This window comes from Vibrio alfacsensis, from assembly GCF_019670485.1.
Taxonomy (GTDB): Bacteria; Pseudomonadota; Gammaproteobacteria; order Enterobacterales; family Vibrionaceae; genus Vibrio; species Vibrio alfacsensis.
Window position 1 is genome coordinate 2,982,644 of the sequence record NZ_AP024165.1, and the last position, 18,066, is coordinate 3,000,709.

Below are 18,066 nucleotides of genomic sequence, written 5' to 3' on the forward strand. Positions count from 1 at the left end.
TCTAATGCAATAAAACCAATTTATATGGCACTTTTGCGGTTATAATTGCCGCAAATACCTTCTATCACACTACAATCAAGGGCAACTATGCTGCTGTTATCCATTTATATCTCTATTGCTATCGGCGTTTCATTTATCTGTTCGGTGCTGGAGGCGGTGCTACTTAGTATCAGTCCGAGCTACATTGCTCAACTTAGACAACAGGGGCACCCTGCTTCCGCGCAGTTAGAAAAACTAAAAGCGGATATCGACCGACCATTGGCTTCTATCCTAACGCTAAATACCATTGCTCATACCATTGGTGCAGCTACCGCGGGTGCACAAGCTGCTGTCGTATTTGGTAGCGAAGCTCTAGGTATCTTCTCTGCGGTATTAACTCTAGCAATTCTTGTTTTGTCTGAGATTGTACCAAAGACCATTGGCGCAACGTACTGGCGTCAATTAGCACCTGCCGCAGCGGTTTCACTTCGCTGGATGGTATGGGCACTAACGCCATTCGTTTGGTTCTCTGAACAGATCACTAAACGCCTTGCTCGTAACCACCAAGCGCCTAAGATGCGTGATGAACTATCGGCAATGGCAATCTTAGCGAAAGAAAGTGGCGAATTTGCAGAGGGTGAGTCAAAAATCCTAAGCAACCTGCTTGGTATTCAAGATGTACCTGTAACGCAAGTGATGACGCCACGTCCTGTTGTATTCCGTGTGGATGCAACAATGACCATCAATGAGTTCCTTGATAAACACAAAGAGACGCCTTTCTCACGTCCATTGGTGTACAGTGAGCAAACAGATAACATCGTTGGTTTCGTGCACCGTTTAGAGCTGTTTAAGCTCCAGCAATCGGGAAGTGGCGAAAAGCAACTTGGCTCTGTTATGCGTCCAATTCAAGTGGTTTTAAACAATACGGTTTTACCACGCGTATTTGATCAAATGATGAGCCACCGCCTACAACTTGCATTGGTTGTCGATGAATACGGCACAATTCAAGGCCTAGTAACGCTAGAAGATATTTTTGAGCACCTATTGGGTGAAGAGATCATCGATGAAGCAGATAAGAGCACAGATATGCAAGAACTGGCTTACCAGCGTTGGGAAAATTGGAAAGAACAGCACGGTGTGATTGAAAGCCGAGACGATGAAGAGGAAGAAGAGCAAGAGAAACAGGTGAAAGAGCAAGAAGCTCAAGTAACAAAGAAATCAGACTCTAAGGACTCATAACCATTTCCAATTAGCAAAAAGGCATCCAACTAGGATGCCTCAGATTGATGACGAACCCCGCTTTTTAAGCGGGGTTCTTTTTTGGAAGCGACCGTAGGTCGCGATCGTGATATTTTTTGTTATATCGTGCGCAGAAGTTTCCATTCATTACATAGGCATACAGAAGCAAGTATTTGCCTTATTTCTGCCATGTTTAAGCCCATTTTTCGTAGATAACTCATCACCAACGCTATCTTCTTGATGTTTTGAGCTGCTGCTGCCAACCAACATTGCATTTGCACATTGGCTAGACCTCGAAAGCGAGCATAACGATGACCATGATGTTGCTTGGCGTCTGCGAAGCTCCGTTCTACGGTTTCACTTCGACGTCGATAAGTCTTTTTTCCGTAGGAAGAGAGCCGCATTTGATTTGCTCTCTCTACTGCATCGCTATAGATATGCCGAGCAATCACTTTCTTCATGTTTTTGCTTTGAGTGCAGTCATTCCTCATTGGACAGAACGCACACTCTTTGGGGTCTGAATGGTATTCTCGGTAGGCATCACGTGATGTGGTTTTATAAAGCAACTCCTGACCATTCGGGCATTGGTAGCTGTCTCTTTGTGCGTCGTAAGTAAAGTGTTTCTTTTTGAATGTATTTTTCGTTCTCGATGGGCGTCGATAACCGAACACGCCAAGAATACCTCGACGTTCAAGTGACTCCGCCACTGGGGCGGTAAAGTAGCCTGCATCCAGTCCAACAGCTATCGGGTTCAATTGGAATGTGGCAAGCGTGTAATCTAAGCGTTGAACGTAAGGTTGTGAGTCATTGATGTTACCTGCAGTGGTATAGGTATCGAGGATAATTCCGTGTTGACCATCAACGGTTCTATGGTCGAGATAGAAGAAGCCTTGTGGCTTATTATCACGAGTCATGAAGCCACTCTCTGGGTCAGTAGTACTGGTTTTAGTATTCTTTGTTTTTGACTCTGATCCGCGAGCCTTAAGCGGCTTCTTGCCCGCTATTTCTCGGTCTAACGTGACGTCTTCATCCAGCATATCAAGATAGGCACTCGCGCGAACCGCCGTGACTTTATTGGTGTGTTTATTCTTGTTGGCGTTCGCTTTGAGATGAGTACTGTCCGTAAAGAGCTCTTGACCCGCGACCAAACCTTTCGATATGGCTTGCTCTACGATATTAATAAAAATACGTTCGAATACATCCGTGCCATTAAAGCGACGAATGCGGTTTTGGCTGAGAGTAGATGCGTGAATGACTTTCTCTGTTAATGACATCCGTAAGAACCAACGGTAAGCGACATTCACTTCAATTTCTTTAACGAGCTGACGCTCACTTTTTATGCCAAAGATGTAGCCAAGTAAGATGATTTTGAAGAGACGAACAGGGTCAACAGGTGGACGCCCATTATCTTTACAATAAAGATGAGCGACTTCATCACGAATGAATTCAAAGTCGATAGCATTATCGATTTTACGCACTAAATGGTCTTTAGGAACCAACTGTTCCATCGTTACCATTTCCAGTTCGTATTGTTGCGGAGTCGGTTCTTGAAGCATGTCGGAGTATCCATATTTCGATACCCCTATTAGATCAAAGGTCTAGCTTGAAAGCTAGACCTTTGTCAGCAGTCTGAGGCATCCAACTAGGATGCCTTTTTCATATCTATTCAACGATTAAAGTGCGATACCGATATTGCTCACGCCCTCTTCGCGTAATTCCTCACGCAAATCTTTAATCAAGCTGATGTCGCGTTCTACCGCTTCACGCAGTGGACGGAAAATTGCCCACTGAACATCCCACTCTTCACATACGGCTTCGTTTTCTTTTTGATTGTCGTTCGTGATTGGTTCTGCACCTTGTGCTTGCTCTAGGTCAGCGACAGTTTGTACTGACTGTTGGCTCACTTTAAGCATTGAATCGAAAAGGTAGTCGCGATCCAACAGACCATGCAGCAGCGTCGACAAACCCTGACACGCATCCATCGCAGGGTAAACACCATAAAAGTCGTACTCATCCGCACTTGGGAATAGCTCTTCTAACTTCTCTAGTTGGCGTTCGAAGTTCACTTTTGCGTTCTTAACCGTCAGAATTTCCCATACACTATCAAGAATCGCTCGGTAAGCACGTGGCTCAGCAAATTCTGTATTCTCACAAAACATCGCATAGTTTGGATACATGCGTTCACACAGACACGCCATGAAAGTAATTTGTTGCCAAGGTTCTAGTTTTTCCAAACGAACCTGAAGAGGATTCTTAAGCATAGTCACTCAATCATTGAAGAAAAAATCAGCGAAAGTGTACTTGATTCATCACAGGGAAAAAAGTTAATGCAGCGTCGAAATCAGATTTTCCTGCTCTCAGAGCATCATGACACCTACGAAACGTTACTGGCGGAGAGAAACCTGCCCGATCTGGCCATCACAAACAAACCTCAAGATGCTCAGATCGTGCTGGCGGATCCACCATTGCTATCACAAAGGTTAGACGAGTTTTCACAGCTTGAGTGGGTGCAATCCACATTTGCTGGTGTGAATGCCTTAATGTCACCAAATCTACGCCAGGATTACACTTTAACCAACGTACGCGGTATTTTCGGCCCATTGATTACCGAGTATGTGATTGGCTACTGCATTGCTCACTTCCGCCATTTTATGCAATACCACCAGCAACAACAGAGCAAGCAGTGGCAACCGCATCTGTATACCTCACTGCAAAACAAAACTATGTTGATTCTTGGTACAGGCAGCATAGGTAACCACTTGGGTAAAGCGGCACAATTGATGGGAATGAAAACCGTAGGGATCAATCGTACGGGCATCCCAACTTCTGGTGGCGAATTCGATCAAACATTTCATGTTAACGAGTTAGCCTGCGCCCTGCATCAAGCTGATATCATCGTCAATACACTACCCAGTACTCCAGATACCCGCCGAATACTTAATAGTGAAGTGCTAAGCCACCTTAATCAGGCACTGTTATTTAATGTCGGACGAGGCGATGTGATTGATGAGGCTGGTTTATTACTGGCTTTAAAAAACCGTTGGGTAGAGCACGCATTTCTCGATGTGTTTGAACAAGAACCACTCTCGCCGCAACATCCGTTTTGGAAACTCCCGCAGGTAACCATCACACCCCACATCGCAGCATTGAGTTTTCCTGAGCAAGTGGTCGACATTTTTGCAGATAACTACTTGAGTTGGCGGGACGGCTTCTCTCTTAATAATCAGGTCGATTTCGATAAAGGGTATTAACCATCTTATGTCTTTAGAAACATTGCTCAAGCAAGTACGAGCCTGCCAGATCTGTGCAGACGATTTACCTTTAGGTGCCAACCCTATCGTACAAGCCGCAAAAGACGCACGCATCCTAATCATCGGACAAGCGCCGGGGACGCGCGTACACAAAACCTCGATACCTTGGAACGATCCAAGCGGCGATCGGTTACGCCAATGGCTCGATATCGACAAAGACATTTTCTACGACCCTAACAAAATTGCCATTGTCCCGATGGGCTTCTGCTATCCAGGTAAAGGAAACTCCGGCGATTTGCCACCTCGTAAAGAATGCGCGCCCGCTTGGCATAAACAGATTCTTGAGCAGTTGCCCAATATAGAGCTGACGCTACTGATTGGTCAGTACTCACAGCAATACTATCTCACCAACAAACCAAAGACGCTCACGCAAACTGTTCAGCAATGGCAAGATTGGGAACCTGACTTTATTCCGCTTCCTCACCCTTCTCCACGTAACACATTGTGGTTAAAGAAGAACCCTTGGTTTGAATCTGACGTCGTGCCATATCTTAAAAAACGCGTTCACTCGATGCTTTAGGTTACCCATGATCTAATTGCTTATTTATCTGTACAAGAAATTTAGCGCACAAAACAATCTGACATAAGCCATTGTTTATAAAGACCTTTCACATCTAACGTACAGATTGAATAGTAATTAGATTATGGCAGACCAAATACTATCAGAGCTGTACAGCCTTGCGTTTCAGATAAAAAACTGAATTTCAGGAAAAAAAATACCGGCACTGATTGCCGGCATTTAATTTCAAAAAGTCGAATTTACTCGTGGTAAGGCTTAGATAGCTCGTGTACCGCTTCCACAAATACGCCCGCGTTTTCTGGCGGCACATCCAAGTGGATACCGTGGCCTAGGTTGAACACGTGACCAGTACCTGCATCGCCAAAGCCTTCTAGAATACCCGCTACTTCTTCACGGATACGCTCTGGTGAAGCGTATAGCATTGATGGGTCCATGTTACCTTGTAGAGCCACTTTATCGCCGATACGCGCTTTCGCGTCTGCAATGTTGATTGTCCAGTCTAGACCTACCGCATCACAGCCAGTTGCTGCGATTTGCTCAAGCCACATGCCACCATTTTTAGTGAATAGCGTCACTGGTACGCGGCGGCCATCGTTTTCACGAATCAGACCATCTACAATCTTGTGCATGTATTGCAGTGAGAACAGGTTGTAGTCACGAGGTGTCAGTACACCACCCCATGTATCAAATACCATCACCGATTGCGCACCCGCTTTAATTTGCGCGTTTAGATACTCGATAACGCTGTCTGCTAGCTTATCTAGAAGTAGGTGCAGAGTTTGTGGTTCTGCGTACATCATCTTCTTGATCTTAGTAAACGCTTTAGAGCTACCACCTTCAACCATGTAAGTCGCTAGCGTCCAAGGACTACCAGAGAAACCAATCAGTGGAACATCGCCATTTAAATCTTTACGGATCTGGCGTACCGCGTTCATTACATATTGCAGTTCACCTTCTGGATCGGGAATACCGATCTTTTCAACGTCGGCTTTACATGTGATCGGCTTATCGAACACCGGGCCTTCCCCGGTTTCAAAGCGCAAACCTAAACCCATTGCATCAGGGATGGTTAGGATGTCAGAGAACAAGATCGCAGCATCAAGAGGAAAACGACGTAGTGGTTGAAGCGTTACTTCTGACGCCAACTCCGCGTTCTTACACAAAGACATGAAATCGCCCGCTTGCGCACGAGTTGCCTTGTATTCTGGTAGGTAACGACCTGCCTGACGCATCATCCATACTGGCGTGTAGTCTACTGGCTCTTTAAGAAGTGCACGTAGATAACGATCATTTTTTAATTCAGTCATTCCGTAATTCCAATTGTTAGGCTTTCTGTGAAAGGAGGTATTCTATCACTGATTTAAGGCCAATAGCTGTGTGCTTTGCAACCTGGATCAAGTTATTAACTTTTAAATCAATGCTTAATTTGCACCCAATCTTTATCAGTGTTAAAAATTTGTTCGCTAGCGAAAACTACAATTATAAACTGAGTACCCAGTACTCGGCATCTCATAACGACATCTTACTTACCCCCTCCCTCTCGGAGGGTTTTTTTTATCTCATTTTCAACTAATTAGATTCGATATCTTGCAGCGTCTGTTCGATAAGAGCTCTTGCTATCGTCCCTTTTGGTGCTACTGGTGGCATTTCATCAACCCCAAACCACTGTGCATCTGAGAGTTCAGTGTAATCTGGATTCAATTCGCCAGACTCGTAGTCAGCTAGAAATGCCATCATCATACTGGATGGAAAGGCCCAAGGTTGGCTGCCAAAGTAACGAATATTTTTAACATTAACTCCCGTTTCTTCGTGTACTTCACGCGCGACGCACTCTTCTAAAGTTTCACCGACTTCCAAAAATCCCGCTATCACGGTATACATGCCATTTCGATGACGTGGATGCTGAGCCAATAAGATTTGCTCATCTCTGCGCACCGCGACGATGATGCATGGAAAAATTCGCGGATAATGTAATGTTCGACATTCACCACACTGCATGGATAATTGATTATTATTGAGAAAATTACGACCGCCGCATTGGGGACAAAAGCGCATACTCTGTGTCATATGGCCATATTGAATTGCCTTACTCAACAGAAGAAACATGGGTTCAGGGAAGTGCAAACAATCTCGCAGTGATGTAAGAGGACGGTCTTGTTCTAATTCGGATAAGTTCACCCACATCACAGGCGAATTCTGGTAGTCCCCAATATGTCGCGCACAGTTTTCTGGTAGTGATAACTCCTTCGAAGTACCAAAAGGTATAGAACCATCGACTAACCAGGCCTCACTTCCTGCAACAACACACCAATATGCATTTATCATATGGTCTACTTTACCTTTTCTTAACATTACTGCGTCCCTTTGCTTGAAGTTCATTCATTTTACTGGCAATCTAAATTCATACCAGAGTTTGTAAGTCGCAAATTTGCGTAAACAAAGTCTAGTAAGGACAAGAGTTTGTAATAACTACATTCACTTTGCTTTGCAAAGGATTTCCTCACCCACTGGGTGACAGATCATGAGGGCATGGTCATGCTAAAAAAATTCAAACAAACACAAGACCAATGGGGTGGCTCAAGTGAAGTCATTGATCATTGGCTAGAAACAAGACAATCGCTGATTGTCGAATATTGTAAGCTTGCAGCACTGCAACCTTGTTCGAAAACAAACGTCATTGAACTCCCATCTCCAGCTGAACTTCAGCACTTCTGTCAGCACCTTGTTGACTACATATCCGAAGGTCATTTTAAAATCTACGACATGGTAATGGATAAGTGGAAATCAACGGGGTTTGTTGCGACCGATGATATCAACCAAACCTATGGAAAAATTGTGCTCACCACAGAGCCGCTCCTCAACTTTAATGACAAGTATTCCAACGTATCAGAGGAAGATGAGCTCGTAAGTTTTGATGCTGATATGTCGTTAGTCGGTGAGATTATTGAAACACGTTTTGAAGTGGAAGATCACCTGATTCAGCTAATCGCTGACAGTCTAGCGATGCCTCCTGGCGCCTGAAGAAGATGTGGTCTCTGGGATGATGGTAAAACATTGTCCCTTGGACGTGACTCGCCTGATGAAAGCAGTGTAATGAGATGGACGTGAAGTTAACGTCCGAGCTATGCCTTTTCCTAAAATCTGCTTTATCCTAAAAATTGCTTATTACCCACAGAACACTATTTCCAGTAATCAATAGCCAATAGCCAATAACCAATAACCAATAACCAACAGAAACAAAAAAGGCACCCTAAGGTGCCTTTCAATTTCATTTCTTAACGATTATTCGTCAGAAAGCTTAGTCTTCAGAAGAGAAGCCTGCATTTAGAAGTGCCGCTAGGTTATCTGTTGCTTGTTCAGCAGATGGACCTTCTTGCGCTTCAGCACGCTTGCTTTGACGCTCTTGGTGGTATGCGAAACCAGTACCAGCTGGGATCAGACGACCAACAATTACGTTCTCTTTCAAACCGCGTAGATCATCACGCTTACCAGAAACCGCAGCTTCTGTTAGTACGCGAGTTGTCTCCTGGAACGATGCCGCAGAGATGAACGACTCGGTTGCTAGAGATGCTTTAGTGATACCTAGTAGCTCACGTTCGAAACGTGCAGGCTCTTTGCCTTCAGCTTCTAGTTCACGGTTAGCGATCTTAACTTGCGTGTATTCAACTTGCTCACCAGGTAGGAACTCAGAGTCACCAGCGTGAGTAATTGTACATTTACGTAGCATTTGACGAACGATAGTTTCAATGTGCTTATCGTTAATCTTAACGCCTTGTAGACGGTAAACTTCCTGAACCTCGTTCGCGATGTATTGCGTCACAGCATGCACGCCACGTAGACGTAGAATGTCATGTGGAGACTCTGGACCATCAGCGATAACATCACCACGTTCAACGCGCTCACCTTCGAACACGTTTAGCTGACGATGCTTAGGTACCATTTCTTCGTAAACTTCACCACTATCACGAGTGATAACTAGACGACGCTTACCTTTGGTCTCTTTACCGAAGCTTACTGTACCTGTGTGTTCAGCAAGAATCGCAGGCTCTTTAGGCTTACGAGCTTCGAACAGGTCTGCTACGCGTGGAAGACCACCGGTGATATCTTTGTTACCGCCAGATTTTTGTGGGATACGAGCAAGTGTGTTACCCACACCAACTTCAGCACCATCAACGATGTTTACGATCGCTTTACCTGGTAGGAAGTAATGCGCTGGCATATCAGTACCAGGGATCATTACGTCGTTACCTTGCTCATCTACAAGTTTGATAGCTGGACGCATATCTTTACCTGCAGCTGGGCGAGCAGCTGGGTCTGTTACTTCGCTTGAAGATAGACCTGTTAGGTCATCCGTTTGACGAGAGATAGTTACACCATCAATCATGTCAACGAACTGAACACGACCTGCTACTTCAGTGATGATTGGTAGCGTGTGCGCTTCCCAGTTTGCCACTGTTTCACCAGCTTCAACTGCTTGACCATCAGCTTTGTTTAGTAGCGTACCGTAAGGCAGTTTGTGCTTCTCTTTCGTACGGCCGAACTCATCAATGATAGTTAGTTCTGCTGCACGAGAAGTGATAACAATCTTACCATCGTCTGCTAGTACGAATTTAGCGTTGTTTAGCTTCATAGAACCGTTGTTCTTAACTTGAACACTGTTCTCTGCCGCTGCTGTCGATGCCGCACCACCGATGTGGAACGTACGCATCGTTAGCTGTGTACCTGGTTCACCGATAGACTGAGCAGCGATTACACCTACTGCTTCACCTTGGTTCACTAGGTGACCACGTGCAAGGTCACGACCGTAACACTGTGCACAACAACCGAAGTCTGCATCACAGGTAACTACAGAGCGCACTTTCATGCTGTCTACTGAGTTTTCTTCCATGATCTGACACCACTTCTCATCAATTAGAGTATTACGTGGGATCAGAACTTCTTCAGTACCTGGTTTTAGAACGTCTTCAGCAACTACACGACCTAGCGCAAGCTCTGTCAGTGCAACTTTCACGTCACCACCTTCGATATGAGGCATCATATCAACGCCTTCTAGCGTGCCACAGTCGTGTTCGTATACAACCACGTCTTGAGCAACGTCTACTAGACGACGAGTTAGGTAACCCGAGTTCGCTGTTTTCAGTGCCGTATCCGCAAGACCCTTACGAGCACCGTGCGTTGAGATAAAGTACTGAAGTACGTTTAGACCTTCTTTAAAGTTCGCTGTGATCGGCGTTTCGATGATCGAACCATCCGGACGAGCCATCAGACCACGCATACCCGCTAGCTGACGAATCTGAGCTGCAGAACCACGAGCACCCGAGTCAGCCATCATGTAGATGCTGTTAAACGATTCTTGTTGTTCTTCTTCACCATCACGGTTAACTACCGTTTCAGATGAAAGGTTTGCCATCATCGCTTTTGCTACGCGATCGTTGGTCGATGCCCAGATATCGATAACTTTGTTGTATCGTTCGCCCGCAGTAACAAGACCTGATTGGTACTGTTCCTGGATTTCACGTACTTCTTCTTCCGCTTCCGCGATTTCAGTGTACTTAGCTGGCGGTACAACCATGTCGTCGATACCAACAGATACACCAGATAGTGCCGCGTATGCGAAACCTGTGTACATGATTTGGTCAGCGAAGATAACAGTGTCTTTCAGACCTAGCTTACGGTAAGCCTCGTTAAGTAGGTTAGAAATTTGCTTCTTACCTAGTTTTTGGTTAACGATGCTGAACGGTAGGCCAGCTGGAACGATTTGCCATAGCATTGCGCGACCGACAGTTGTATCAACCATCTTAGTTTCAGTCGTGCTGTTGCCATCTTCGTCTACAACTGTCTCTGTAATACGTACTTTAACACGTGCGTGTAGTTCAGCTGTCTTAGTGCGGTATGCTTTCTCGGCCTCTGCTGGGCCAGAAAGGTACATGCCTTCACCTTTCACGTTGATCTTGTCACGAGTCATGTAGTACAGACCCAATACAACGTCCTGAGAAGGTACGATGATCGGATCACCTGACGCTGGCGACAGAATGTTGTTTGTCGACATCATCAGAGTACGAGCTTCAAGCTGTGCCTCTAGAGTTAGAGGTACGTGAACCGCCATTTGGTCACCATCGAAGTCCGCGTTGTACGCCGCACACACTAGTGGGTGTAGCTGAATCGCTTTACCTTCGATCAGTACTGGTTCGAACGCCTGGATACCTAGACGGTGAAGTGTCGGTGCACGGTTCAATAGTACTGGGTGTTCACGGATTACTTCGTCTAGGATATCCCAAACAACCGCTTCTTCACGTTCTACCATTTTCTTAGCAGCTTTGATTGTAGTCGCAAGACCACGAGTCTCTAGCTTGCTGTAGATAAATGGTTTGAATAGCTCAAGTGCCATCTTCTTAGGAAGACCACACTGGTGTAGACGAAGGTATGGACCTACTGTGATTACAGAACGGCCAGAGTAGTCTACACGTTTACCTAGAAGGTTCTGACGGAAACGACCTTGTTTACCCTTGATCATATCAGCAAGAGATTTCAGAGGACGCTTGTTAGAACCAGTGATCGCACGACCGCGACGACCGTTATCTAGTAGTGCATCAACAGACTCTTGCAGCATACGTTTTTCGTTACGTACGATGATGTCCGGAGCTGCTAGCTCTAGAAGACGCTTCAAACGGTTGTTACGGTTGATCACACGACGGTATAGGTCGTTTAGATCAGAAGTCGCAAAGCGACCGCCATCTAGTGGTACTAGAGGACGTAGATCTGGCGGAAGTACTGGAAGTACAGTTAGGATCATCCACTCTGGGTTGTTACCCGAAGTAATGAATGCTTCTACCAGTTTAAGACGCTTAGTTACTTTCTTACGCTTAGTTTCAGAGTTAGTCGTTTCTAGCTCTTCGCGCATTTGTTCTGCTTCAGCGTGCATATCCATAGAACCTAGTAGGTCCTTGATAGCTTCTGCACCCATCTTAGCAGTGAACTCGTCACCCCACTCTTCTAGGCGATCCAGATACTCTTCTTCAGTAAGCATCTGAGATTTTTCTAGATCAGTCATACCCGGTTCAGTTACTACGTACATTTCGAAGTAAAGAACACGTTCGATATCACGTAGAGGGATATCCATTAGTAGACCGATACGAGACGGTAGCGATTTTAGGAACCAGATGTGAGCTACTGGTGAAGCAAGTTCGATGTGACCCATGCGGTCACGACGTACTTTAGTCTGTGTAACTTCTACACCACACTTCTCACAGATAACACCACGGTGCTTCAAGCGCTTGTATTTACCACAAAGACATTCGTAGTCTTTTACTGGACCAAAGATACGCGCACAGAACAGACCATCGCGTTCAGGTTTGAACGTACGATAGTTGATCGTTTCAGGTTTTTTAACTTCACCGAAAGACCATGAACGGATCATGTCTGGTGAAGATAGACCGATTTTGATTGCATCAAACTCTTCGGTCTTATGCTGTGCTTTTAGAAAGTTTAATAAGTCTTTCACAATCAGCTCCTGTAAGGAGTTAAAAGGAGCTCACTCGCTAAAGTGAGCACCTTCTACCAAATAATCGCTTTTGATTCTCTCGAATTTAATCAAGAGAGAAAGGGATTACTCTTCGTCTTCTAGCTCGATGTTGATACCTAGCGAGCGAATCTCTTTCAACAATACGTTGAACGATTCTGGCATGCCAGGTTCCATGCTGTGGTTACCGTCTACGATGTTTTTGTACATCTTAGTACGGCCGTTAACGTCATCAGACTTAACCGTTAGCATTTCTTGTAGAGTGTAAGCCGCACCGTATGCTTCTAGTGCCCATACTTCCATCTCACCGAAACGCTGACCACCGAACTGAGCTTTACCACCAAGTGGTTGCTGAGTTACTAGGCTGTACGAACCAGTTGAACGAGCGTGCATCTTGTCATCAACAAGGTGGTTTAGTTTCAGCATGTACATGTAACCTACAGTTACAGGACGCTCAAACTCATCACCAGTACGACCATCAAACAGTTTTAGCTGACCAGATGTTGGTAGGTCTGCTAACTCTAGAAGCGCTTTAATTGACGATTCTGGAGCACCGTCGAACACTGGCGTTGCGATCGGTAGACCGCCACGTAGGTTCTTGATCAGAGTACGTACTTCGTCATCAGATAGAGAAGCAATGTCTACTTTCTGGCGAGTGTCGCCTAGATCGTAAACTTTTTGTAGGAACTCGCGGAATTTCGCTAGTTCTTGCTGCTCTTTAACCATCTGAGTGATCTTGTCACCGATACCTTTCGCTGCCAGACCTAAGTGTACTTCTAGGATCTGACCGATGTTCATACGCGATGGTACACCCAGCGGGTTAAGTACGATGTCTACAGGCTGACCTTTCTCATCGTATGGCATGTCTTCAACAGGGTTGATCTTAGAGATTACACCCTTGTTACCGTGACGACCCGCCATCTTATCACCAGGCTGGATACGACGTTTAACCGCTAGGTAAACCTTAACGATCTTCAGTACGCCAGGTGCTAGATCATCACCTTGAGTGATCTTGCGACGCTTAGTTTCGAATTTCTTATCGAAGTCAGCTTTCAGCTCATCCCACTGCTCAGCTAGTTGCTCAAGCTGTGTTTGCAGTGCGTCATCTTCTAGCGTTAGCTCTAGCCACTTCTTACGATCAGTCGTGTCTAGTTTCGCTTCAGAGTAACCACCCTCGATCAATACAGCGCGAACACGGTTTAGAAGGCCACCCTCAAGAATCTGGAATTCTTCAGTTAGGTCTTTCTTCGCTTCTTTAAGCTGCATTTGCTCGATTTCAAGCGCACGCTTGTCTTTCTCTACGCCATCGCGAGTGAAGACTTGAACGTCGATAATCGTACCTGATACAGAGTTAGGTACACGTAGTGACGTATCTTTAACGTCCGATGCTTTTTCACCGAAGATCGCACGTAGTAGCTTCTCTTCAGGAGTCAGCTGAGTTTCACCTTTAGGTGTTACTTTACCAACTAGGATGTCGCCACCCTTAACTTCAGCACCGATGTAAACGATACCTGACTCGTCTAGTTTAGACAGAGCAGATTCACCTACGTTTGGAATATCAGCTGTGATTTCTTCAGAACCAAGCTTAGTATCACGCGCCACACAAGTAAGTTCTTGGATGTGGATAGTCGTGAAGCGGTCTTCTTGAACTACGCGCTCAGATACTAAGATCGAGTCTTCGAAGTTGTAACCGTTCCAAGGCATGAACGCGATACGCATGTTTTGACCAAGCGCTAGTTCACCAAGGTCTGTTGATGGACCATCAGCAAGAACGTCACCGCGTGATACAGGTTCACCTGGCATCACACATGGGCGCTGGTTAATACATGTGTTCTGGTTAGAACGTGTGTATTTAGTCAGGTTGTAGATGTCGATACCAGCTTCGCCTGGTACTAGCTCTTCTTCGTTCACTTTAACAACGATACGAGAAGCATCTACTGACTGGATTACACCACCACGTTTAGCAACTGCAGTTACACCTGAGTCAACTGCTACGTTACGTTCAATACCAGTACCAACAAGCGGTTTGTCAGCTTTCAGTGTTGGAACTGCCTGACGTTGCATGTTTGCACCCATCAATGCACGGTTCGCATCATCGTGTTCTAGGAACGGGATAAGCGATGCAGCGATAGATACAACCTGGTTTGTCGCAACGTCCATGTACTGAGCGTGCTCACGAGGGTGTAGACCAGATTCACCTTTTTGACGAGCTGTGATCAGCTCATCTGCAAAACCGCCTTCTTCAGTTAGCGCAGCGTTAGCCTGTGCGATAACGAATTGGCCTTCTTCGATTGCAGATAGGTAATCTACTTCGTCCGTTACAACACCATCTACAACGCGACGGTATGGTGTCTCTAGGAAACCGTACTCGTTACAACGCGCAAACGCAGATAGAGAGTTGATCAGACCGATGTTTGGACCTTCCGGCGTTTCGATAGGACATAGACGACCGTAGTGAGTTACGTGTACGTCACGTACTTCGAAGCCAGCACGTTCACGAGTTAGACCGCCAGGACCCAATGCAGAAATACGACGCTTATGCGTTACTTCTGATAGCGGGTTGTTTTGGTCCATGAACTGTGAAAGCTGTGAAGAGCCAAAGAATTCTTTAACAGCTGCAGAGATTGGCTTCGCGTTGATCAGGTCTTGAGGCATGATTGCGTCAAGATCGCCTAGGCTTAGACGTTCTTTAACCGCACGCTCAACACGTACTAGACCTACACGGAACTGGTTCTCAGCCATTTCGCCTACAGAGCGGATACGACGGTTGCCAAGGTGGTCGATATCGTCCACTTCGCCTTTACCGTTACGGATCGCGATAAGCTTCTTCATCACTTCAACGATATCTAGCTCGTCAAGTGTGCCTTGCTCTTGAGCATCTTCACGGCCGATAGAGCTGTTGAACTTCATACGACCAACAGTCGATAGATCGTAACGCTCTTCAGAGAAGAATAGGCTTTCGAATAGTGCTTCTGCAGCTTCTTTTGTTGGTGGCTCGCCAGGGCGCATCATGCGGTAGATTTCTACCAATGCAGAAATACGGTCAACAGTGCTGTCGATACGTAGTGTTTCTGACATGAATGGACCGTGGTCTAGATCGTTCGTAAATAGAACTTCTAGCGCTTTGTGGCCAGCCTGAGATAGGTTCGCTAGTGCTTCCAGGCTAATTTCCTGGTTAGCGTTAACAATGATCTCGCCTGTTGCTTCGTTGATGTAATCTTTCGATGCAACTTTACCAACGATGTACTCAACTGGTACTTCGATGTGATCAACGCCATCTTTTTCTAGTTGGCGGATATGACGAGCTGTTACGCGACGACCTTGCTCTACGTAAACTTTACCGTTCGACTCAATGTCGAATGACGCAGTTTCACCACGTAGACGATCAGGAACCAACTCCATAAGCAGAGTTTGGTCTTTCACTTCGAAGTTCACTTTCTCGAAGAAGATATCTAGGATTTCTTCAGTCGATTTACCTAGTGCACGAAGGATGATCGATGCTGGTAGCTTACGACGGCGGTCAATACGAACGTATAAGTTGTCCTTAGGATCAAACTCGAAGTCGAGCCATGAACCACGGTAAGGAATAACACGTGCGTTGTATAGAACTTTACCTGAAGAGTGGGTCTTACCCTTATCGCTGTCGAAGAACACGCCTGGGCTTCGGTGCAGCTGGGATACGATAACCCTCTCGGTACCGTTAATTACGAAGGTACCATTGTCTGTCATAAGCGGAATTTCGCCCATGTAGACTTCTTGTTCTTTAATGTCTTTTACAGTACCTGCTGGTGCGTCTTTATCAAAGATCACTAGGCGCAGTTTTACGCGCAGTGGCTTTGAGTAAGTTACACCGCGGATTTGACATTCTTTAACGTCAAAAACTGGCTCACCAAGACGGTAGCTAACGTATTGCAGCTCAGAATTGCCGTTGTAGCTCTGAATTGGGAATACAGAACGGAAAGCAGCTTCAAGACCGTATTGACCTTCAGGATCCTGTTCGATAAATTTGTCGAACGAATCGAGCTGGATCGATAGCAGGTATGGAATGTCCAAAACTTGTGGACGAGTACCAAAGTCCTTACGGATGCGCTTTTTCTCGGTATAAGAGTAAACCATGGGGTTCCTCAGCTCGCTGATAAGTGACCCAAACTGTCCGCCCGCTCCTAGTTACTTAAGGGGGGTAAGGGACAGTGACTAAATAGCTGTTTACTGTAGTGACGTTTCATTTCGTATGAATGAAACGGTTTTTGCTTGGATATTAGGCGCTTAAACAGCGGGAAAATTCGCCTATACCCTACAGCGCAAAAAGGCCGGTGGTTAAAAAACCACCAGCCAATAGCCGTTAGGCTAGGAAATTAAGTAATAATTACTTAACTTCAACAGCTGCACCAGCTTCTTCTAGCTGAGCTTTAAGAGCGTCAGCTTCAGCTTTGTCAACACCTTCTTTAAGAGGTGCTGGAGCGCCGTCTACTAGAGCTTTAGCTTCTTTAAGGCCTAGACCAGTTGCGCCACGTACTGCTTTGATTACAGCAACTTTGTTAGCGCCAGCAGAAGTTAGGATTACGTCGAATTCAGTTTGCTCTTCAACAGCTGCACCAGCTGCTGCGCCGCCCGCTACTACAGCTGCTGCTGCAGAAACGCCGAATTTCTCTTCCATTGCTTCAATTAGTTCAACAACTTGCATCACAGACATTTCTGCGATTGCGTCTAGGATTTGCTCGTTAGTAATAGACATAACAATTCTCTTTTAAGTCAACAATAAGTTTATTAAGCAACCAGTAAAAAGCAAGGCTTATGCCGCTGCTTCTTGTTTTTGATCGCGGATAGCTGCGATAGTACGCGCCAGCTTAGCAGCAGAAGCTTCTTTCATGCACATCATTAGGCGTGCGATTGCTTCGTCGTAAGTTGGTAGTGTTGCTAGTACTTCAGCGTCAGTTAGAGCGCCTTCAAATGCAGCAGCTTTGATCTCGAAATTTTTATTCTCTTTAGCGAAGTCTTTGAAAAGACGCGCTGCAGCACCTGGGTGCTCGTTAGAGAATGCGATCAGAGTAGGACCAGTGAATGTCTCTGTTAGACATTCGTAGTCTGTACCTTGAACCGCACGACGTGCTAGTGTGTTACGCACGACTTTCATGTAAACGCCAGCTTCACGAGCTTGTTTACGTAGAGAAGTCATTGCGCCAACTTCAACGCCACGAGAATCAGCTACAACTGCAGAAAGTGCACCACTGGCAGCTTCGTTGACTTCAGCAACAATTGCTTTTTTGTCTTGAAGGTTTAAAGCCATCTTGGATTTACTCCTGGTTGTCGTTACACCACTCACTATCATCACGACAGTGAGAGCTATTTAGGTGCATTCCCAGAAGAAAGTTAACTATATACATAGAGCTTTCTGTCAGTTCGGGCACCATCTACGTAGGATGATTAAGACTATTATAAAAATAGACACCTACGGTCTTGGACGGAGACTGGGTCTTAATTTACTTCAAACTAGTGAA

The 18,066-nt window shown here is 45.6% G+C and carries 12 protein-coding genes; 4 read left to right on the plus strand and 8 right to left on the minus strand.

What is annotated here, in order from left to right; translation table 11 throughout:
• Window positions 1-87: 87 nt before the first annotated feature.
• Window positions 88-1,218, plus strand: coding sequence for a CNNM domain-containing protein (locus tag VA249_RS13760; RefSeq protein ID WP_128809905.1), 1,131 nt, complete (start codon window positions 88-90; stop codon window positions 1,216-1,218).
• 119 nt (window positions 1,219-1,337) lie between these two features.
• On the opposite strand, the gene VA249_RS13765 is transcribed toward VA249_RS13760, so the two are convergent.
• Window positions 1,338-2,774 carry an IS1182 family transposase gene (locus tag VA249_RS13765; protein WP_221067583.1) on the minus strand — a complete coding sequence of 479 codons (1,437 nt, stop codon included), beginning with the start codon at window positions 2,772-2,774 and terminating at the stop codon, window positions 1,338-1,340.
• A 117-nt stretch (window positions 2,775-2,891) separates the two neighbouring features.
• The gene (locus tag VA249_RS13770) at window positions 2,892-3,479 is read right to left on the minus strand and encodes a YjaG family protein (protein WP_128809904.1); all 588 of its coding nucleotides are present in this window, start codon (window positions 3,477-3,479) and stop codon (window positions 2,892-2,894) included.
• Between the two features lie 66 nt (window positions 3,480-3,545).
• On the opposite strand from VA249_RS13770, the gene VA249_RS13775 reads away from it, so the two are divergent.
• Both VA249_RS13775 and VA249_RS13780 read left to right on the plus strand, forming a co-directional pair.
• Window positions 3,546-4,469, plus strand: a complete 924-nt coding sequence (locus tag VA249_RS13775) for a D-2-hydroxyacid dehydrogenase (protein ID WP_221068304.1) — start codon at window positions 3,546-3,548, stop codon at window positions 4,467-4,469.
• 7 nt (window positions 4,470-4,476) lie between these two features.
• Complete coding sequence (locus tag VA249_RS13780) at window positions 4,477-5,049, plus strand: uracil-DNA glycosylase family protein (protein ID WP_009697536.1); 573 nt, start codon at window positions 4,477-4,479, stop codon at window positions 5,047-5,049.
• 239 nt (window positions 5,050-5,288) lie between these two features.
• Here the strand turns inward: VA249_RS13780 and hemE are convergent, their stop codons facing one another.
• Together hemE and nudC are read right to left on the minus strand one after the other, a co-directional pair.
• Entirely contained in the window at window positions 5,289-6,356 is a 1,068-nt protein-coding gene (hemE, locus tag VA249_RS13785; RefSeq protein WP_221068306.1) for a uroporphyrinogen decarboxylase, read from the minus strand.
• A gap of 262 nt (window positions 6,357-6,618) precedes the next feature.
• Window positions 6,619-7,401 carry an NAD(+) diphosphatase gene (gene nudC / locus VA249_RS13790; RefSeq protein ID WP_221068308.1) on the minus strand — a complete coding sequence of 261 codons (783 nt, stop codon included), beginning with the start codon at window positions 7,399-7,401 and terminating at the stop codon, window positions 6,619-6,621.
• Between the two features lie 177 nt (window positions 7,402-7,578).
• Here nudC and rsd point away from each other — a divergent pair, with 177 nt between their 5' ends.
• On the plus strand, window positions 7,579-8,070 hold the full coding sequence (gene rsd, locus VA249_RS13795; RefSeq protein WP_128812218.1) for a sigma D regulator: 492 nt from the start codon (window positions 7,579-7,581) through the stop codon (window positions 8,068-8,070).
• 277 nt (window positions 8,071-8,347) lie between these two features.
• Here rsd and rpoC read toward each other — a convergent pair whose 3' ends face one another.
• The 4 genes from rpoC to rplJ form a co-directional block, all read right to left on the minus strand.
• Window positions 8,348-12,550, minus strand: coding sequence for a DNA-directed RNA polymerase subunit beta' (rpoC, locus tag VA249_RS13800; protein ID WP_128809899.1), 4,203 nt, complete (start codon window positions 12,548-12,550; stop codon window positions 8,348-8,350).
• A 105-nt stretch (window positions 12,551-12,655) separates the two neighbouring features.
• Window positions 12,656-16,684: a DNA-directed RNA polymerase subunit beta gene (gene rpoB / locus VA249_RS13805; protein WP_221068309.1), complete on the minus strand. Its 4,029-nt coding sequence runs from the start codon at window positions 16,682-16,684 to the stop codon at window positions 12,656-12,658.
• Window positions 16,685-16,934: 250 nt separating this feature from the next.
• The gene (rplL, locus tag VA249_RS13810; RefSeq protein ID WP_128809897.1) at window positions 16,935-17,303 is read right to left on the minus strand and encodes a 50S ribosomal protein L7/L12; all 369 of its coding nucleotides are present in this window, start codon (window positions 17,301-17,303) and stop codon (window positions 16,935-16,937) included.
• 57 nt (window positions 17,304-17,360) lie between these two features.
• On the minus strand, window positions 17,361-17,855 hold the full coding sequence (rplJ, locus tag VA249_RS13815; protein WP_128809896.1) for a 50S ribosomal protein L10: 495 nt from the start codon (window positions 17,853-17,855) through the stop codon (window positions 17,361-17,363).
• Window positions 17,856-18,066: the final 211 nt, after the last annotated feature.

What these genes read in the sequence shown, in the direction of transcription:
- rsd (WP_128812218.1), top strand. Translation starts at nt 7,579, where the DNA reads ATGGTCATGCTAAAAAAATTCAAACAAACACAAGACCAATGGGGTGGC.
- VA249_RS13780 (WP_009697536.1), top strand. Translation starts at nt 4,477, where the DNA reads ATGTCTTTAGAAACATTGCTCAAGCAAGTACGAGCCTGCCAGATCTGT.
- rplL (WP_128809897.1), bottom strand. Translation starts at nt 17,303, where the DNA reads ATGTCTATTACTAACGAGCAAATCCTAGACGCAATCGCAGAAATGTCT.
- nudC (WP_221068308.1), bottom strand. Translation starts at nt 7,401, where the DNA reads ATGTTAAGAAAAGGTAAAGTAGACCATATGATAAATGCATATTGGTGT.
- hemE (WP_221068306.1), bottom strand. Translation starts at nt 6,356, where the DNA reads ATGACTGAATTAAAAAATGATCGTTATCTACGTGCACTTCTTAAAGAG.
- rpoB (WP_221068309.1), bottom strand. Translation starts at nt 16,684, where the DNA reads ATGGTTTACTCTTATACCGAGAAAAAGCGCATCCGTAAGGACTTTGGT.
- VA249_RS13775 (WP_221068304.1), top strand. Translation starts at nt 3,546, where the DNA reads ATGCAGCGTCGAAATCAGATTTTCCTGCTCTCAGAGCATCATGACACC.
- VA249_RS13765 (WP_221067583.1), bottom strand. Translation starts at nt 2,774, where the DNA reads ATGCTTCAAGAACCGACTCCGCAACAATACGAACTGGAAATGGTAACG.
- VA249_RS13770 (WP_128809904.1), bottom strand. Translation starts at nt 3,479, where the DNA reads ATGCTTAAGAATCCTCTTCAGGTTCGTTTGGAAAAACTAGAACCTTGG.
- rplJ (WP_128809896.1), bottom strand. Translation starts at nt 17,855, where the DNA reads ATGGCTTTAAACCTTCAAGACAAAAAAGCAATTGTTGCTGAAGTCAAC.
- VA249_RS13760 (WP_128809905.1), top strand. Translation starts at nt 88, where the DNA reads ATGCTGCTGTTATCCATTTATATCTCTATTGCTATCGGCGTTTCATTT.